Annotated in this window: 13 protein-coding genes and 2 pseudogenes; all 15 read left to right on the top strand. The window is 59.1% G+C overall.

The window, feature by feature from the left end; all coding sequences use genetic code 11:
• Positions 1 to 510 precede the first annotated feature (510 nt).
• The 15 genes and pseudogenes from PZN02_RS31140 to PZN02_RS31080 all read left to right on the top strand — a co-directional run bounded on the left by PZN02_RS31140 (position 511) and on the right by PZN02_RS31080 (position 15,611).
• Positions 511 to 1,170, top strand: coding sequence for a response regulator transcription factor (locus tag PZN02_RS31140; protein ID WP_280663408.1), 660 nt, complete (start codon positions 511 to 513; stop codon positions 1,168 to 1,170).
• Positions 1,167 to 2,462, top strand: a complete 1,296-nt coding sequence (locus PZN02_RS31135) for a sensor histidine kinase (RefSeq protein ID WP_280663407.1) — start codon at positions 1,167 to 1,169, stop codon at positions 2,460 to 2,462. The genes PZN02_RS31140 and PZN02_RS31135 overlap by 4 nt, the downstream gene beginning before the upstream one ends.
• A gap of 1,905 nt (positions 2,463 to 4,367) precedes the next feature.
• Positions 4,368 to 4,748, top strand: a complete 381-nt coding sequence (nifW, locus tag PZN02_RS31130) for a nitrogenase stabilizing/protective protein NifW (protein ID WP_280663406.1) — start codon at positions 4,368 to 4,370, stop codon at positions 4,746 to 4,748.
• A gap of 181 nt (positions 4,749 to 4,929) precedes the next feature.
• Complete coding sequence (locus PZN02_RS31125) at positions 4,930 to 5,778, top strand: electron transfer flavoprotein subunit beta/FixA family protein (protein ID WP_280663405.1); 849 nt, start codon at positions 4,930 to 4,932, stop codon at positions 5,776 to 5,778.
• 67 nt (positions 5,779 to 5,845) lie between these two features.
• Entirely contained in the window at positions 5,846 to 6,904 is a 1,059-nt protein-coding gene (locus PZN02_RS31120) for an electron transfer flavoprotein subunit alpha/FixB family protein (protein WP_425336390.1), read from the top strand.
• A 10-nt stretch (positions 6,905 to 6,914) separates the two neighbouring features.
• Positions 6,915 to 8,222: an FAD-dependent oxidoreductase gene (locus PZN02_RS31115; protein WP_280663404.1), complete on the top strand. Its 1,308-nt coding sequence runs from the start codon at positions 6,915 to 6,917 to the stop codon at positions 8,220 to 8,222.
• A gap of 12 nt (positions 8,223 to 8,234) precedes the next feature.
• Entirely contained in the window at positions 8,235 to 8,531 is a 297-nt protein-coding gene (locus PZN02_RS31110) for a ferredoxin family protein (protein ID WP_280663403.1), read from the top strand.
• Between the two features lie 247 nt (positions 8,532 to 8,778).
• Positions 8,779 to 10,401 (top strand): nif-specific transcriptional activator NifA, encoded by a 1,623-nt coding sequence (nifA, locus tag PZN02_RS31105; protein WP_280663782.1) that lies wholly within the window; start codon positions 8,779 to 8,781, stop codon positions 10,399 to 10,401.
• A gap of 185 nt (positions 10,402 to 10,586) precedes the next feature.
• The gene (gene rpoN, locus PZN02_RS31100; RefSeq protein ID WP_280663402.1) at positions 10,587 to 12,194 is read left to right on the top strand and encodes an RNA polymerase factor sigma-54; all 1,608 of its coding nucleotides are present in this window, start codon (positions 10,587 to 10,589) and stop codon (positions 12,192 to 12,194) included.
• Positions 12,195 to 12,684: 490 nt separating this feature from the next.
• Positions 12,685 to 13,054, top strand: a pseudogene (locus PZN02_RS31095) (IS66 family transposase); the annotation flags it as partial.
• Positions 13,055 to 13,391: 337 nt separating this feature from the next.
• Complete coding sequence (locus PZN02_RS32375; RefSeq protein WP_425336376.1) at positions 13,392 to 13,874, top strand: tyrosine-type recombinase/integrase; 483 nt, start codon at positions 13,392 to 13,394, stop codon at positions 13,872 to 13,874.
• On the top strand, positions 13,799 to 13,957 hold the full coding sequence (locus tag PZN02_RS32370; protein WP_425336375.1) for a helix-turn-helix domain-containing protein: 159 nt from the start codon (positions 13,799 to 13,801) through the stop codon (positions 13,955 to 13,957). The genes PZN02_RS32375 and PZN02_RS32370 overlap by 76 nt, the downstream gene beginning before the upstream one ends.
• A 527-nt stretch (positions 13,958 to 14,484) precedes the next feature.
• A complete protein-coding gene (locus PZN02_RS31090) occupies positions 14,485 to 14,793 on the top strand; it encodes a DUF736 domain-containing protein (RefSeq protein ID WP_280663401.1) in 309 nt (102 codons plus the stop codon).
• 137 nt (positions 14,794 to 14,930) lie between these two features.
• Positions 14,931 to 15,197 (top strand): type II toxin-antitoxin system prevent-host-death family antitoxin, encoded by a 267-nt coding sequence (locus tag PZN02_RS31085; protein ID WP_280663400.1) that lies wholly within the window; start codon positions 14,931 to 14,933, stop codon positions 15,195 to 15,197.
• A pseudogene (locus PZN02_RS31080) lies at positions 15,194 to 15,611 on the top strand (hypothetical protein). Before PZN02_RS31085 ends, PZN02_RS31080 begins: the two are co-directional and overlap by 4 nt.
• Positions 15,612 to 16,172 lie beyond the last annotated feature (561 nt).

Raw genomic sequence — 16,172 nt, 5'->3', positions numbered from 1 at the left:
TCGCGAACGCGGTTACCCGAGATGAAGATGATAGTGGAGCACCGGGCGAGCATTCATGTGACTTTTCGAGGCAATTAGCAGCAGCAGGCCCAGCGCTAACGCGCTAGAACCGAAGAGAAGGCAAGGCCGGAGAACACTCCTTCCTGTGCATTTGCGTATTTTGGATGCCTGCTTGGGCCGCATTCGGGGACGGTTTCCTGTCGAGCAATACACGATTGGGAGGGGCGCATACATCGGAGCGATCATTGGGCGCGAGGTTCTCGCTGTGACTAATGCTCCCAAGGACGTCGCCGATATGAAGCGGGCCGAGAAAGAGTGCCTAGATCATGAGCGTTTTCACAAGGGCTCTCTAATTTGGTTGGTCCAATAGCAGCCCTTCTTGCAGCCGTAGCTGACAGCAGCCTGAAAACCCCCCGGATATTTTCCGCCACGGCGGTTCAGCTGAGCGTCAGGTTGTGACAATACACTAAGGTAGGAGTCTTGCCCCCAAACTGGATCTCAGCACACCTGATGCGAATATTGCTAATTGAAGACGACGAGACCCTTGGCAGTGCGGTACGCGAACATACGGTGGCTGATGGCCACGCCGCCGATTGGGTCAAAGACCTGTCCGAAGCGCGGGACTACGCAAGTGTGGTCGCCTACGAGCTTACCCTTCTCGACATTCACCTGCCTGACGGTAACGGCATCGACTACGTGCGGGAGATGAGAAAGCGGCTTGATTCGACACCGGTCATCATCCTGACGGCTCGTGATCAGATCTCAGATCGTATCGAGGGGCTCAACGCAGGAGCCGACGACTATTTGCTCAAGCCGTTTGATCTCGGCGAACTCTCCGCCCGCATTTACGCTGTGGCGCGTCGCCATGGGCACTTCCCCGAGCCTATATATTCTCTCGGAACGCTGGCCATACAGTCGGCCGAGCGACGCCTCTACCGCCACGGGCAGGCCGTCTACTTGACTGCGCGCGAATGGGCGGTGCTCGACTGCCTTCTGCGCCGGCCCGGAACGGTAGTTTCGAAGCGGAAGATCGAGGACGCGCTCTATTCTTTCGGTTCGGAGATCGAGAGCAACACAGTGGAGGTTTACGTCAGCCGGCTCCGCAAGAAGATCGGCGGGGACGTAATAGCGACCGTGCGTGGTCTCGGGTACAGGCTCGTGGTCACATGACGAACTCGCGCAGCTTGACGCGCAGGCTGATACTGGGGCTGGGCGGCGCAACGCTCCTGGTCTGGATTTCCGTCCCTACCATTGCTGCGCTCAGGCTGAGCAAAGTGGTCGATGACCTCTCCGACGACCTGCTGAAGCTAACTGCCGTGTTTATGGAGCCGGCGCTAATTGATGAAGGGAAGGTGGACTCCGATTACATTCGTGTACCTGGCTATACGCCCAGTTTCGAAAAATACTGGACCGTCCGCTATTCGGTCGAGGTGAACCCTAGGCCGTCCCCTGGTACTCCAGCGCTTGATGGATTTTCGCAAACGGCTACTGACCGCATCTATACACTGAAGATGCCAGACGGCAGGATTCTTCGCGTGGCCGAACCACTCGATCTCCGCCGTCAGTCAATCAAGAACGGCGCAGCTCTTGTCTTGGTCCCGATACTCGTGTTGCTGCCCTTTAGTATAGCCGTCTGGTGGATGGTGATCCGGCGGTCGCTGGCGCCCATCAAAGTACTGCAGCAGGAGATCGGATCGCGCGACGGCTGCAATCTCTCACCCGTGGGCGTGATTGATCTCCCAGCAGAATTGGCCCCCATCGCGGCCTCCGTCGATCGGCTTCTGGAACGTCTGCGGACGGCCCTCGATCGCGAACGCGAGTGCGCCGCAAACAGTGCACATGAACTGCGCACGCCGATCGCAGGTTCGCTCGCTCAGATGCAGAGGCTCGTGGCCGAACTTCCCCAGGGCTCGGCGAAAACGCGCGCGCGCGGCATTGAGAAAGCGCTGTCGAGCCTTGGCTCCCGTGTCGAAAAACTGCTTCAACTCGCGCGGGCCGAATCGGAAATCGGCGTCGCAGTCCACGCGATCGATCTTGTCCGAGCGGTTCGGCTAGAAATTGAGGACCTCGGGAAAAAGCCGCAATATGCCGGACGGCTAATCCTTGACGTCGACGGCTGCCCCAGTTTGATGCGCAAAGTAGACGTCGATGCGTTTGCTATCCTGCTTCGTAACCTAATCGAGAATGCGCTCATACATGGACTGCCCGGTACCCCGGCAACAGTTTCCGTCCGAACTGAAGGGTCCATCGCCATTGCAAACGCGGGACCGGTGGTACCGCTCCCCGACCTTGAAGAGATAACGAAGCGATTTAGGCGTGGTGCTACCGGAGCGGCGGGGTCAGGCCTTGGTCTACACATCGCTAGTATGGTGATCAAGCGCATCGGTGGGAGTCTTGAACTTGCGTCGCCTGCCCGTGGTCGCGACGATGGTTTTGAGGCGATTATTCGAATCCCTCCATGACACTGGTTTGTTTCAACGCCCGAGTTGCGCGTGGGAAGGATTGTGCGCTGCTGGTCAGGCAACGAGAATGTCGAACTGACTTCATTTCGATGGGTGTCTGACGATCATGAGAGTGTGTTATTCAGGACATCGTTGTGACGGTGGTACGGTCACTTTTTCGCAGAGTCAGTTCGATCGCGCTGCTGCGTCGCCCGGCCGAGGTCGCAACTCGGTCGCATGGTGTACAGAGCGATCAGGCGTTCATTGTAGAGTTCTCGATCCTGTCGCATATTGGACAAAAGCGCTATCGAGTTGATCACATTGGCACACGAAGTGCGCGGTAATCGGCAGGTTCGGTTGCGAGCATAGTGCCGACGATCTCTTAGTAAATAGTGACCGATTTCATTGCCAAAAGCGACTTTGGTGATTACCCCACCTGGAGTTCCCGAAAATGCACGGAGGGGAAGTGATTTCTGCGACGCTAGGACACTGGGCCGCTGACGCTGAAAGCTCGGCCGAGCGGCGAAGTATCGAAGCTGCGGGACTACAAAAGAAACCCTACAGGCAAGGTCAGTTAGCGGAGCGGACATGAACAAATATATTTGCGAGTTCTCCGCGACAAGGTAGCGGCGGCTCTGCCTGAGGCGGCAAGCCGATCGAGATCTCGCTCCAGGACGAGGCGCGGGTCGGCCAACACGGAACGTTGACACGGGTCCGGGGCCAGACGCGGAACCGCCCGCGCGGCCCTGGGATACATCTGCGGCGCCGTTTGCCCGGCGCGCGCCGCCTCCGCCACCCTCGCCCTGCCGAAGGCCAATGCCGAGGGCCCTGTCCCTGCATCTGGCGGAAATCAGACGTCAGGTCGCCGCCGGGGCACATGCGATCCTGGTGCTCGACGGAGCAGGCTGTCGTAGCGCGCAGGATCTCATCTTACCCGACAACCTCACGCTTCTGCACCTGCAGCTCAATCCGATTAAGAACATCTGGGATGTATCCCCGCAAGAACAAGCTCGCCGTCACCGTCTTAGGCGGCTGCGACGACATCATTGACAAATACTGTCAGGCCTAGGACTTCTTCGCAAACGACAGGCGTGCCGTCAATTCCACCGCTTCACGCAAATGGCGCACAGGTCAACTTCTAACGCCGTTGGTGGTATCAGCTGTCGCGGCGGCAAACCACATCCCAATCTATTGGAGCGGGACAAGCATGCCGCGGCCGCGGCCTCGTCCAAGCCTCAGGTGCTTATGGCTGCCCTCATGAGACCGGATTTTCGATCACGTCGGACTGAGAGCCAGTGCTGTAAGAGCATGCCCTTTTGGACGGTTTTTCTTTCGCGTCGATGAGGCTGATCCGTCCTCTCCGCCCAAACACTGGTCGCCAGCTCAACAACGCTTGGCCTTGTCGTCTTCATGAGCAGCGTCTGCATCAAGTGTGCAGAGCTTCCCGGTCGAGGGAATTCTATCGACAGAACGTGAGACGACGCTGAATCGCCGCTGCGTAAATCGCTAGTAGGGTTCAGGTTGCTGTCAGCCAGGGCTGCCACAAGGGCACAAGCAGACGGGAGAACTCATGAAGTAGCAGGCCTTATCAATGCCGTCCGACGTGCCCGATCGACGCTGTTCATCCGCAGACACGTCACGAACCAAGAGAAAGACGTACGGTGATTACCTCAACAAAAGAATACCGCCGCGGGACTCGCGAAGCCATCGACAAATTTTAGTTGAGGACGATACTTGCTGCGGCCGCGCTGGTCCTGGTGACGACCGCTCCGGCTTCGGCCGCCACTTATCAAGGCGACGACTTGGTGCATCGGATTCAGCCGCTGGATAACCCCGCCTCATTTCTCGACCCGCAAAGCTCGCGACCGCTCGTCAGCTGGAAGTCGAAGCGGATTCCAGACTAACCACAACCAAAGGAGAATGCAAATGAGCAGTTGTGTTGGCGAGACCGTTCCCATTGATGTGACCGACATTCTTGCGCGGCTAAAGGGCTTGTCGGCTGCCGAGGAATTCTTCGAGGTCCTTGGCATCTCCTATGATCCGAAGGTGCTCAATGTTTCGCGGCTGCACATCATGAAGCGCATGGGGCAGTACCTGGCCCGGGAGGATTTTTCCGATCTCGGCGATAGGACGGTGGCCGCCCGTGCGTGCGCCACACTCGAACGCGCTTACGAGGACTTTGCAACCTCGTCGCCGCTTGCGCGTAGAGTATTCAAGGTGCTCGAGGACCGCGATCCGGCTAAAGCCGCTACGCCCAGCCGCACCTTTGTACCCTTGGACTCCCTGAAGCCATTCGGGACTTGGTGAGTGCAGCAGGTTGCGACACGACAATGTCGCCGACGCGACAAGACTGTCACCGCGCCAGATTTCTCAAAAGGAAAATGGCCGAGACTTCAATCAGTTACTAATGGCAAATGCGATTGGCATGAATAATGCTGGGGGTAGACCAAAACGCCAAGCTCATTGTCGATCGGGAGCTAAAAACCACATGCACATCGTAGTCTGTATCAAGCAGGTGCCGGATTCAGCGCAGATCCGCGTCCACCCGGTGACGAACACGATCATGCGCCAGGGCGTGCCGACCATCATCAACCCCTACGACTTGTTCGCCCTTGAAGAAGCACTCAAATTACGCGACTCCCATGGCGGCAAGGTCACGGTACTCACCATGGGGCCGGCCATGGCAGAGGAAGCGCTGCGAAAGTCGCTTACTTATGGCGCCGACGGTGCGGTGCTCTTGACTGATCGTTGTTTTGCCGGGTCCGACACGCTGGCGACGTCATTCGCCCTTTCTAAGGCGATTGCGAAGATTGGCGATGCCTTCGGCACACCTGATATCGTCTTCACCGGCAAGCAGACGATCGACGGCGATACCGCCCAGGTCGGCCCCGGAATAGCCAAGCGCCTCAACTTCCGGCAGTTGACCTACGTCGCGAAAATTACCTCGATCGACCTTGCTTCGCGCGCGATCACGGTCGAACGCCGCTCCGAGGGCGGCACGCAGATCCTGAACAGCAGGTTGCCTTGCCTCATCACCATGCTGGAAGGCGTCAACGCGATTCGCCGTGGATCACTCGATGACGCCTTGCGTGCCGCATGCAGCGAGATCGTCAAGTGGAATGCGGCCGACGCTGGTATAGAGGAGATCACGAAATGCGGCCTGCGCGGTTCACCGACAGTCGTCAAGCGCGTTTTTGCTCCTACCCCGCGGGCGCAAAGCGCGGTGCAAATCGAAACTAGCGATAAGACACTTCGCCATGTCGCTGACGAGGTGGTTGCCTCAATCTTAACCCAGCAGCCGGCGCTGGAACTTGCGCTTTCATCCAACCTTGCGTGAACAGCAGGAGCAGACGATCGTGACTCAAATCCCCGAAACACCACCTCCCGCCAGCAGCCGGGCTGGCATGAAGAAGGAGCTGCCCGAGCACTTTAGGGAGTACCGGCACGTCTGGGTCTTCATGGAGCTGGAACGCGGCCAAGTCCACCCCGTCTCGTTTGAACTGCTCGGCGAAGGCCGCAGGCTAGCTGATCAACTAGGTGTTCAGCTCGCCGGCGCCGTTCTCGGACCGCCGGGAGAGGCAACCTCCCATGCGGTCACCGAGGCCTTCGCTTACGGTGCAGACCTTGTCTACCTGCTCGAGACGCCGCTTCTCACAGACTACCGAAACGAGCCTTTCACCAAAGCGCTGACGGATCTGGTCGTCACCTATAAGCCAGAAATCCTGCTTCTCGGTGCGACCACGCTCGGCCGCGACCTCGCCGGTTCCGTGGCGACGACCCTGCTGACCGGCCTCACAGCTGACTGCACCGAACTTGATGTGGATACGGACGGTTCGCTCGCGGCCACTCGACCAACGTTTGGCGGTTCCTTGCTGTGTACGATCTATACGCTAAATTGCCGCCCGCAAATGGCAACCGTGCGACCAAGGGTGATGCGAATGCCGCTGCGGACCAACAAGCCGGTTGGGCGGGTTATCCGGCACGACCTGCCGATGGTCGAGGAAGAGATCGCCACCAAAGTGCTTGGCTTCCTTTCCGATGGCAAGTCGGAGACAGCCAATCTCGCGTATGCTGACGTCGTGGTGGCCGGTGGGCTTGGCCTCGGCGCAGCGGAGAACATGCGGCTCTTGAAGAATCTCGCGCGGACGATCGGCGGTGAATATGGCTGTTCTCGACCGCTGGTCCAGAAGGGTTGGATGCCGGTTGATCGGCAGATCGGCCAAACTGGGAAAACCATCCGGCCGAAGCTCTACATAGCGGCCGGGATTTCGGGAGCAATCCAGCACCGGGTTGGCGTCGAAGGAGCTGATCTCATTCTCGCCGTCAACACGGACCCGAATGCCCCGATTTTTGAATTCGCCCATCTCGGCGTGGTGGCCGATGCGATCGGTCTCCTGCCGGCATTGACGGAAGTCTTCAGCAGGCGACTGGCGCCGAGCAGGCGTGTGAAGCTTGTGACTTGAGGGATAAGGCATGACCCATAAAAATTTTGACGCAATCGTCGTAGGTGCCGGCATGTCAGGCAATGCGGCTGCTTACACTATGGCTAGGCGCGGCCTAAGGGTGCTGCAGTTGGAGCGGGGGGAGTATGCGGGCTCCAAGAACGTTCAGGGCGCCATAATGTACGCGAACATGCTGGAGACGATCATTCCGGATTTCCGGAATGACGCACCTCTTGAGCGGCACTTGGTCGAGCAGCGATTCTGGATAATGGACGACACATCACATACAGGAATGCACTACCGGTCGGACGACTTCAATGAGTTGTCGCCAAACCGCTACACGATCATTCGCGCCCAGTTCGACAAATGGTTTTCGCGCAAGGTGCGCGAGGCAGGCGGGACGGTTCTATGCGAGACGACGGCGACTGAACTGGCCAGGGACAGTAGCGGCAAGGTGATAGGCGTCCACACTGATCGGGCCGGGGACGTAATCCAGGCAGATGTGGTCGTGCTCGCGGAAGGCGTCAATGGACTCCTCGGCACCCGGGCCGGTTTGCGTGAGACGCCGAAGCCGGAAAATGTGGCACTCGCGGTCAAGGAAATGCATTTCCTGCCCGAAGAGGTCATCGCAGAGCGCTTCGGCATGACCGGAGATGAAGGATGTGTGATCGAAGCGGCCGGGACAATCTCGCGCGGAATGCCCGGTTTGGGCTTCCTCTATACAAACAGGGAATCAATCTCACTCGGCATGGGCTGCCTCGTCTCCGGCCTCGCCGCGACCATGGAAAAACCATATGACCTCCTTGACGGCTTTAAGCGCCACCCTTCCGTCCGGCCTCTAATAGCGGGCTCGGAGGTCAAAGAATACGCCGCGCATCTCATTCCCGAGGGCGGCTTCAAAGCAATCCCACAGCTCTTCGGTGACGGTTGGGTCGTCGTTGGCGACGCGGCGCAACTTAACAATGCCGTGCACCGCGAAGGGTCGAACCTGGCGATGGCGTCGGGCCGCATGGCCGCCGAGGCAATCTCCCTCATAAACAGCCGTGGGAAGCCGATGACTAAGCACAACCTCTCCCTTTACAAAGCCATGCTGGACAAGTCGTTTGTTATGAAGGACCTGAGGAAGTACAAAGACATGCCCTCTCTGCTCCACACAAATTCTCGAAGTTTTTTCATGACCTACCCACAGCTGATATCGCAAGCCGCGAAGAACTTCCTCCGCGTTGACGGCACTCCTAAGATTGAGATGGAAAAGGCGACCACGGCCGCCTTCATCAAGGCACGTTCCCGGTGGGGTCTGCTCAGTGACGCAGTTCGCCTAGCCTTTGCGTGGCGCTGAAGGAGAAATGAGATGAAGACGGCAATCGCGGAGCGCATCGAAGACAAACTTTACCAAAACCGCTATCTGGTCGACCCGGGGCGCCCACACATCAAAGTGCGACCGCACCAATCGCCAAGCCCGAACCTGCTCGCGCTGACGCGAGTCTGCCCGGCTAATTGCTACGAGTTGAATGAATCCGGGCAAGTGGAAATCACTCCGGATGGCTGCATGGAGTGCGGCACATGTAGAGTCTTGTGCGAAGCGAGTGGTTACATCGAGTGGAATTATCCGCGAGGTGGGTTCGGTATCCTCTTCAAGTTCGGATGACCAGTCTAAGCTCGATTCACAACTTCTGAAACGGCGACCAGCATAGGGAACGAGCGTGCACGGATACTCGCCAGGAAACCATCCCGCCGTGTCCCAATAGATTGGATGGGTCTCATGCGCCCGGAGTGTCAACTAGATTGCTAAGAGTAAGAAGAGGACTGGACAATGCCTAAGGTGCTCTCATCGCTCATGTACTGCAAACGCGATTGATGGAGTAGGACCAGTGGCTGAACTGTCTCGAAAAAACATGCACAAACAGGACATGTTGTCCACCGGAATGTACCGGATATCAAAGTCTTTATTTGCTCCCACTGGTCTTGAGATCACGCTTGCGAATTTCGTAAATACCCTCTCCTTGCTTCTGCCAATGCGCCACTGCGGCATCGTCGTTCCGGCCGCTGACGGAGAGCCAGAGATAACCGTAACCTCCGGCGCTGGGCATGAATCTCCGGGAGCCGCTCACTACATCGTACCTAGGGTCGCAATAGACCGAATCATCGCGACCGGCGCGCGGCTCGTCATACCGGACGTTAGTACATCGGAACTATTCCAAGCCGAACTTCTATCGTCTTCAACCGGCAATGTTCCGGGTACGTTCATCGGTGTTCCGATGAAGGTCGATCAAAAAACGCTTGGAATATTATGGATCGAGCGCGCCAGAAACGTTACCTCCAATAATGATTGCGAGGAGGAAGTACGGTTCCTGACTATGGTCGCCAATCTTGCAGGCGCGGCCATCCGGCTCTATCGCAGTCTTAGAAGGGATGGCCAACCATTCGCCGAAGAGCAACAAGCACCGAAGAATTCCCGTGACGAGGAGAGGCAGGGCTCCACCCGGCATCGGCCTGTCAAAATCAGCTGGATTGTCGGGGAAAGTCCCGCACTCAAGGCGGTGGTCGAAACCATCACGGTCGTGGCAGAGACCAATTCAACCGTCCTTCTCAGGGGCGAAAGCGGGACTGGCAAGGAATCCTTTGCCAAGGCAATCCACGAACTCTCATCCCGGCGAAAGAAGCCCTTCGTCAAGTTGAATTGCGCCGCACTGTCTGAAGGCGTTTTGGAATCGGAGCTGTTTGGGCATGAGAAAGGTGCTTTCACCGGGGCTATCTCTCAGCGAGCAGGCCGCTTCGAACTCGCGGACGGCGGAACGTTGCTGCTTGATGAAATCGGCGAGATTTCGCCGGCATTTCAAGCGAAGCTGTTACGTGTCCTGCAGGAAGGTGAACTGGAGCGAGTCGGCGGCACAAAGACGCTGAAAGTCGACGTCCGACTCATATGCGCCACCAACAAGGACCTCGAGACGGCTGTCGCGAACGGGGAGTTCAGGGCCGACCTTTATTACCGCATCAATGTGGTCCCCATCACTTTGCCGCCACTTAGGGAGCGCGACGGTGACATTCCACGACTTGCGAAAGTTTTCCTTGACAGATTCAACAAGGAGAACGATCGCGAACTTACCTTCGCGCCCTCAGCACTGGAGTTCTTGGCGAAATGCGACTTCCCCGGCAACGTTCGCGAGCTAGAAAACTGCGTGCGAAGGACCGCGACACTCGCCCGTTCAACAACGATTATCGCATCAGATTTCGCCTGCCAGAATGGACAGTGCCATTCTTCACTCCTCTGGAAACGAGCTGGCGGTTGGCCTTGCGGCAATGCCATCAATGAGTTTACTCCCGGTAATCGAACCGCGATTGGACCGCCGGCCAACTCCGCAGGAGAAGCACCGCATCTGACCGATCGTGAGCGGCTGGTCAGCGCTATGGTGGAGGCCGGCTGGGTTCAGGCCAGGGCTGCTCGTATTCTCGGCCTGACACCGCGGCAGGTCGGCTATGCCCTGCGCCGGCATGGCATCCGGGTGAAGAAGTTCTAAGCTGCCGGTGAGATCAAAGCGTCGCCAGTGTCGCCGCTCTCCTGCCTCTCCGTTTGTCCTTAAACACGACTGATTCGAGACACAATTTGACCGCTGTCGCAGTCTGACATTTTTGGGCCAAATTGATAATGGCCCGTCTAAAAGAGACGTTGGCCGCGGAGATTTCACGGGAGCATCGCATCAGCATGGCCTTGTCCGCCAGCCTTCGTCTGCGCCAGTCACAGTCGCTGGTCATCACGCCGCAACTGATGCAGTCTATCCAGCTGCTGCAAATGACCCATCTGGAGCTGACACAGTTCATCGCACAGGAAGTCGAAAAAAATCCGCTGCTCGAATGTCAATCCGGCGATGAAATGGTGATCCCGCAGGATCGCGCCGGCCGCGAGGAAGCGGCATCCCTCTCCGTCGACACGGGCAGCGACACCGGAAGCGACGCGGACGAGGCTGGCACCCAGCGCGACCTTTACGATAGCGCCACATCGAGCACCAGCGAGAGGCTCAGTGAACAGCTCGACGCTGACTTCGCAAACGTCTTCCCGGACGACACGACGCCGCAGCGCGCCGATGCTCCGGAGTTGCTCGGCCAGTGGAAATCGATGCCCGGCGGGGGCGACGGCGACAATGGCGAGGGATACGATCTCGACGATTTTGTCGCCGGCCGAAAAACTCTGAGGGAGACCCTTCTCGAACAACTTCCCTTCGCGCTCGGCACGCCCGGAGACCGACTGATTGCCCAACATCTCATCGACCAGCTCGATGAAGCAGGCTACCTGCACGCTGACCTGGCGGAGACGGCGGCCAGGCTCGGCGCGGCGACAGAAGACGTGACGCGCGTGCTGCTCGTCCTGCAGCAATTCGATCCGCCGGGCGTCTTCGCACGCAGCCTCAGCGAATGTCTCGCCATTCAGCTGCGCGCGCGCGACCGCCTCGATCCGGCGATGGACGCGCTCGTCGCCAATCTGGAGCTTTTGGCGCGCCGCGATTTCGCCAGCCTCAAGAAAATCTGCGGCGTTGACGAGGAAGATCTGATCGACATGCTCGCCGAAATCCGCAAGCTCGACCCGAAACCGGGCACCAGCTTCGAAACCTGCGTCAGCGAGGCGATCATACCCGACGTCACCGTACGCGCGGCGCCGAACGGTAGCTGGCTGGTCGAACTCAATCCTGACGCCCTGCCCCGGGTTCTCGTCAATCACGACTATTTCGCCGAGATCTCGCGCGGCACCCAGAAAAACAGTGCCGACCAGGCCTTTCTCAGCGAATGCTTGCAGAGTGCCAACTGGCTGACGCGCAGCCTCGACCAGCGCGCCAGGACGATCATGAAGGTGGCGAGCGAGATCGTCAGGCAGCAGGACGCCTTCCTGCTGCACGGTGTCGATCATCTGCGGCCCTTAACCCTCAAGATCATCGCAGACGCGATCAAGATGCATGAATCGACAGTGAGCCGCGTCACCTCGAACAAATACATGCTGACGCCGCGCGGACTGTTCGAACTGAAGTATTTCTTCACGGTGTCGATCGGCTCCGCGGAAAACGGCGACGCCCATTCGGCAGAGTCCGTCCGTCATCGCATCCGCACGATGATCGCCCAGGAAACAGCCGACGCCTTGCTTTCTGACGATGACATCGTCGACATGCTCCGAGAGGCCGGCATTGAGATCGCGCGTCGTACCGTCGCAAAATATCGCGAGGCGATGAACATCCCGTCCTCCGTCCAGCGGCGGCGTGAAAAGCACGCTCTGGCCAAGGCTTCCGCCTTCTGTTCGTCTAGCGCGGGATGGGAAAGGGGATAAGGAAAAGGGTGCGCGGTCCCCCGCATCCCGGACTTACCTCTCGGAATCGTTCAGGTCTTACTACCTTAGAGCGGTATGCATTTAGGCGGAAACGGGGAACTTAACCGTCAACTATCTTGTGGGTAGTACGGTGCCCCGTCGCATGGCCAACGCGCGTCCCAATATCGTGCCCTATCAGGCTTTCCCGACCTCCGACGGCATCTCATCATCGCCTGCGGCAACGACCGGCAGTTTGCAGCTCTTTGCAGGCTGCTTGGCCTCAATGGGCGTTCGAGCTACCCCTGCTACGCCACAAACCCGGCGCGGTTGAGAACCGCAAGGCACTCTCAGTACGATCGCGGAGAAGACCTGTTAAAGGCCGAAGTGGTAGCTGATCGCCGAACTCGAGAAGGCGGGCGTTCCGGCAGCACCGATCAATACGGTGCCGGAAGCGATCAAGGAGCCGCATCGAACCCGGGGCTTGTCTAGCTTGCGGACCCCCGTTCTGCCGGCAGGCTGCTGTTCACACAGCCGGCGCAAGTTTTATGAGCTGCATGTCGCGGAAAGCTCGAAGGTCGCAACGGCGACGGGCGAGCGGATTGCGAAGCTGTGGCAGATCGAGGAGACCATCCGCGGCAAAAACCTTGACGGCCGTGTCGCGGCGCGTCAGCAAATCTCTGCGGTGGTTGCCGCCGACCTGTTCGTCCTTTGGCAGAAGACCCTGCCGCGGGTCTCCGGCAAATCGAAGGCTCGCCGAGGCGCTCCGTTATGCCCTCTCGCGTCCCGCCATCTTCGAACGCTTCCTGACCGACGGCCGCATCGAGCTCGGCTCCCAGCGTCGTCGAGCGAGCAATCCCCAGACCATAACGCGAAATTATTCGAAGCTCGGGATTATGCGCAGGCTCGCTAGCTCCTCGGCAAATAACCTTTGTTTTACAGCGATTGCGAAAGGCAGCGTGACGTTTCCAACTGCGCACAATTTTCATTCTCCCTGCTCCAATCACTGGAAGGAGATTTCCGTGAGGCCCATCATTTTGCAGCCTGGACCGCAAGCATGGCTGTCGTCCAGCATTCTGTCAGCTTACCAAGACCGCTATGTCGCTCGTCTGCGGGAAGACCGGTACGCGCACAATGTGTCCTGGGTGAAGTCGCGATTGGGGCGCCGGGGCAGTGCGCGTCGCGGGCAGTTCGATAGGCGGTTATCTGAAGTACCGACAGATGTGTGGCGGCAAGGTCAGCAAACTTCTGCAGACCATCCCGCGCGCGGCGCACTGGCGTCTGGCGTCACTACCCGAGACATTGTCACCAGCCCAGATTGACGGGCTTTTGGCATCGTTCGATGCGAATCTACCGTCTGGTCGACGGGCCTATTCCATGGTCAGATGCGTCACCGGCCTTGGCCTTCGCTGTGCGGAAGTGGTCAAGCTGCGCATCGAGGACATTGATTGGCGGAACGGAACAGTCAGGATCGCTCGCTCCAAGATGCATTTCATGGACTGGCAGCCGCTGCCCAGGGCAACCGGTGAGGCAATCGCCGACTACGTCAGCACGAGCGGTCCGAGACGGCAAGCCGGGCGACTCTTCGTTCGCCATGTCATCGCGTTTCGCCGGTGGGGCTGGGATCGGTGCGACCCGGAGGCAATAGGAAGCGTGCAGCCGAGATGCTCGGCATCAGCCGGGCGCAGGTCTATCGGCTGTTGAAGGAGCAAAGTCCTGCATGGCGGAGCATTTTCGTCGCGCATGACGTCGCTGCTACCCGGACATTCCGAACCGCATTCGGTTAAGAGCCCGGTCGCTGCCGTCAAGTAATAGATGATGCGCACTGGATAGACGAGCTGAATGGCAAATCAAACTGCCTACCTCCGCGAGGCTCCCGCCTGACCCGATCAGCCTGAGTGTGCTGATCATTGCCGTGGCGCGCCTGACGCCGAGAGGAGTTGAGGAGGAGCAAGAAGTTGTAGCCTGCAGCGGTCAGGACGGCATTGATGGCATCGCCGTGTTCGCCGGTTATTGCCCGCGCTCCCTTCTGCGGGCTCGATGGGGTATGTCTGACCGGAGAACGGCTTCGCCTCGATCGTCTTCCCGCAACGGCCCTCCAGAACTTTCTTCCCCTGTCGGACCCCACCCCGCTCTGGCCAAGCCGATCGGGAACCCCGAGGCGCCGCCATTCCTCGCGGAACAACAAAGTTCCTCCCGGCCGCCCTCCATTTCATTCCCGGCCATGTGAGGTGCGGTCCGATCGTCCCCGGTCTTTGCGACAGCCATCGAGGCCTTGAAGGGCGCGGCCCGACACAACGAAAGGAACATGAGAATGGCTACCATCGGCACCTTCACCTCTACCGAAAACGGCTTCACCGGCTCGATCCGCACCCTCGCCCTGAACGTGAAGGCTCGCATCGCCCGCATCGAAAATCCCTCGGACAAGGGCCCGCACTTCCGCATTTACGCCGGGGCCGTCGAACTGGGTGCCGCGTGGCAGAAGCGCTCCGAGCAGGACCGTGACTACCTCTCGGTCAAGCTCGACGACCCGAGCTTTCCGGCTCCGATCTACGCGACGCTGACGGCAGCCGAGGGCGAAGATGGCTTCCAGCTCATCTGGTCGCGCCCGAACCGGGACTGATATCCTCGGTTAAAGCCCCGCCGCCCAGGTGGGGCTTTAACCGCTGAATACACAGCATTTACAACAATGCTGTAAATGCTGGAATTGCGCCGGTTCCGATGTTATAGTGCAGTCGGCAAACACATCTGGAGATCAACATGCCCCGCACCGGTGGTTCCTATTCGACAAGCGATCTTTCCCGGAAGTCCGGCGATATCATCGCCGAGGCGTTGCGCCATCCGGTCACGATTACCCAACGCAACAAGCCGCGCCTCGTACTTCTTAACATCGATGACTACGAACGGCTGATGCGGCAATCCGATGCCCGTTCAGTCGGCACACTCGAAACCATGCCGGGCGAGCTGCTCAACGAATTCGAGGCGGCGGTCGACGCCTATGCGGAGACCGACGAGACCAACCGATGAGCAGCTATGATGACATCCAGACCGCCACGGTCATCCGTTATCCCTATTTATGGGCGCGGCAAGCCCGAAAAGGGGAGACAGAGGGGCGGAAGGATCGGCCAGTCGCTGTCGGCGTGAGGCTTGCCCGACGTGACGGCGATCTGGTGCTGTTTTTCCCGATCACCACCCAGCGGCCCGAGCAGGCTCGCTTCGCGGCTGAAATTCCGGCCATCGAGAAGCGGCGCGCCGGCCTCGATGCGGACCGGCGCCTCTGGATCATCCTCGATGAATTCAACACCGATATCGTTGGCCGCTCCTTTTTACATCGAGCCCGAGCCTCCGATCGGGCGGTTCAGCAAAGCGTTCTTTCTTCCCCGTCTCCGCGAGTTCATCGCGCGCCGCAAGTCGCTCACTAAGATCAGCCGGATCAGATAGCACACACGGAGATTCGTACTCGAACGACTGGCTGGCGCCGCCGTTCCGATGTCTTCGATGAGGTTGTGGCGATCGTGCGGGTTGGTGTTGGATCGCCGGCTGCTCGGGTCTGGTCGGGCCCGGCAAATCATCGATGGGAGGCGATGAGGCATATGTGCCAGCGCTTTTCGGCTCGGCCCGGTGCGCCTTGGAACGGCCATGACGGTGGCCGGAGGATAGCGGGACGCCGCCATGTCGGGGCGATGCCGTCTGCTGACGAGGGTCGCCATCGTCTTGTTCCTCCTACCGCTGTCGCTGACGCGTCCTCCGCGGGCTCTATGAGGCATGTCTGACCGGAGAACGGCTTCGCCTCGATCGTCTACCCGCAACGGCCCTCCAGAACTTTCTTCCCCTGCCGGACCCCACCCCGATCTTGCCAAGCCGATCGGGGACCCCGAGGCGCCGCCATTCCTCGCGGAACAACAAGGTTCCTCCCGGCCGCCCTTCATTTCATTCCGGCCTTGTGAGGTGCGGTCCGATCGTCCCCGGTCTTTGCGACAGCCATCGAGGCCGCGAAGGGCG

It is taken from the genome of Sinorhizobium garamanticum, assembly GCF_029892065.1.
Taxonomy (GTDB): domain Bacteria; phylum Pseudomonadota; class Alphaproteobacteria; order Rhizobiales; family Rhizobiaceae; genus Sinorhizobium; species Sinorhizobium garamanticum.
This window is presented reverse-complemented; position numbering and strand designations above follow the sequence as displayed.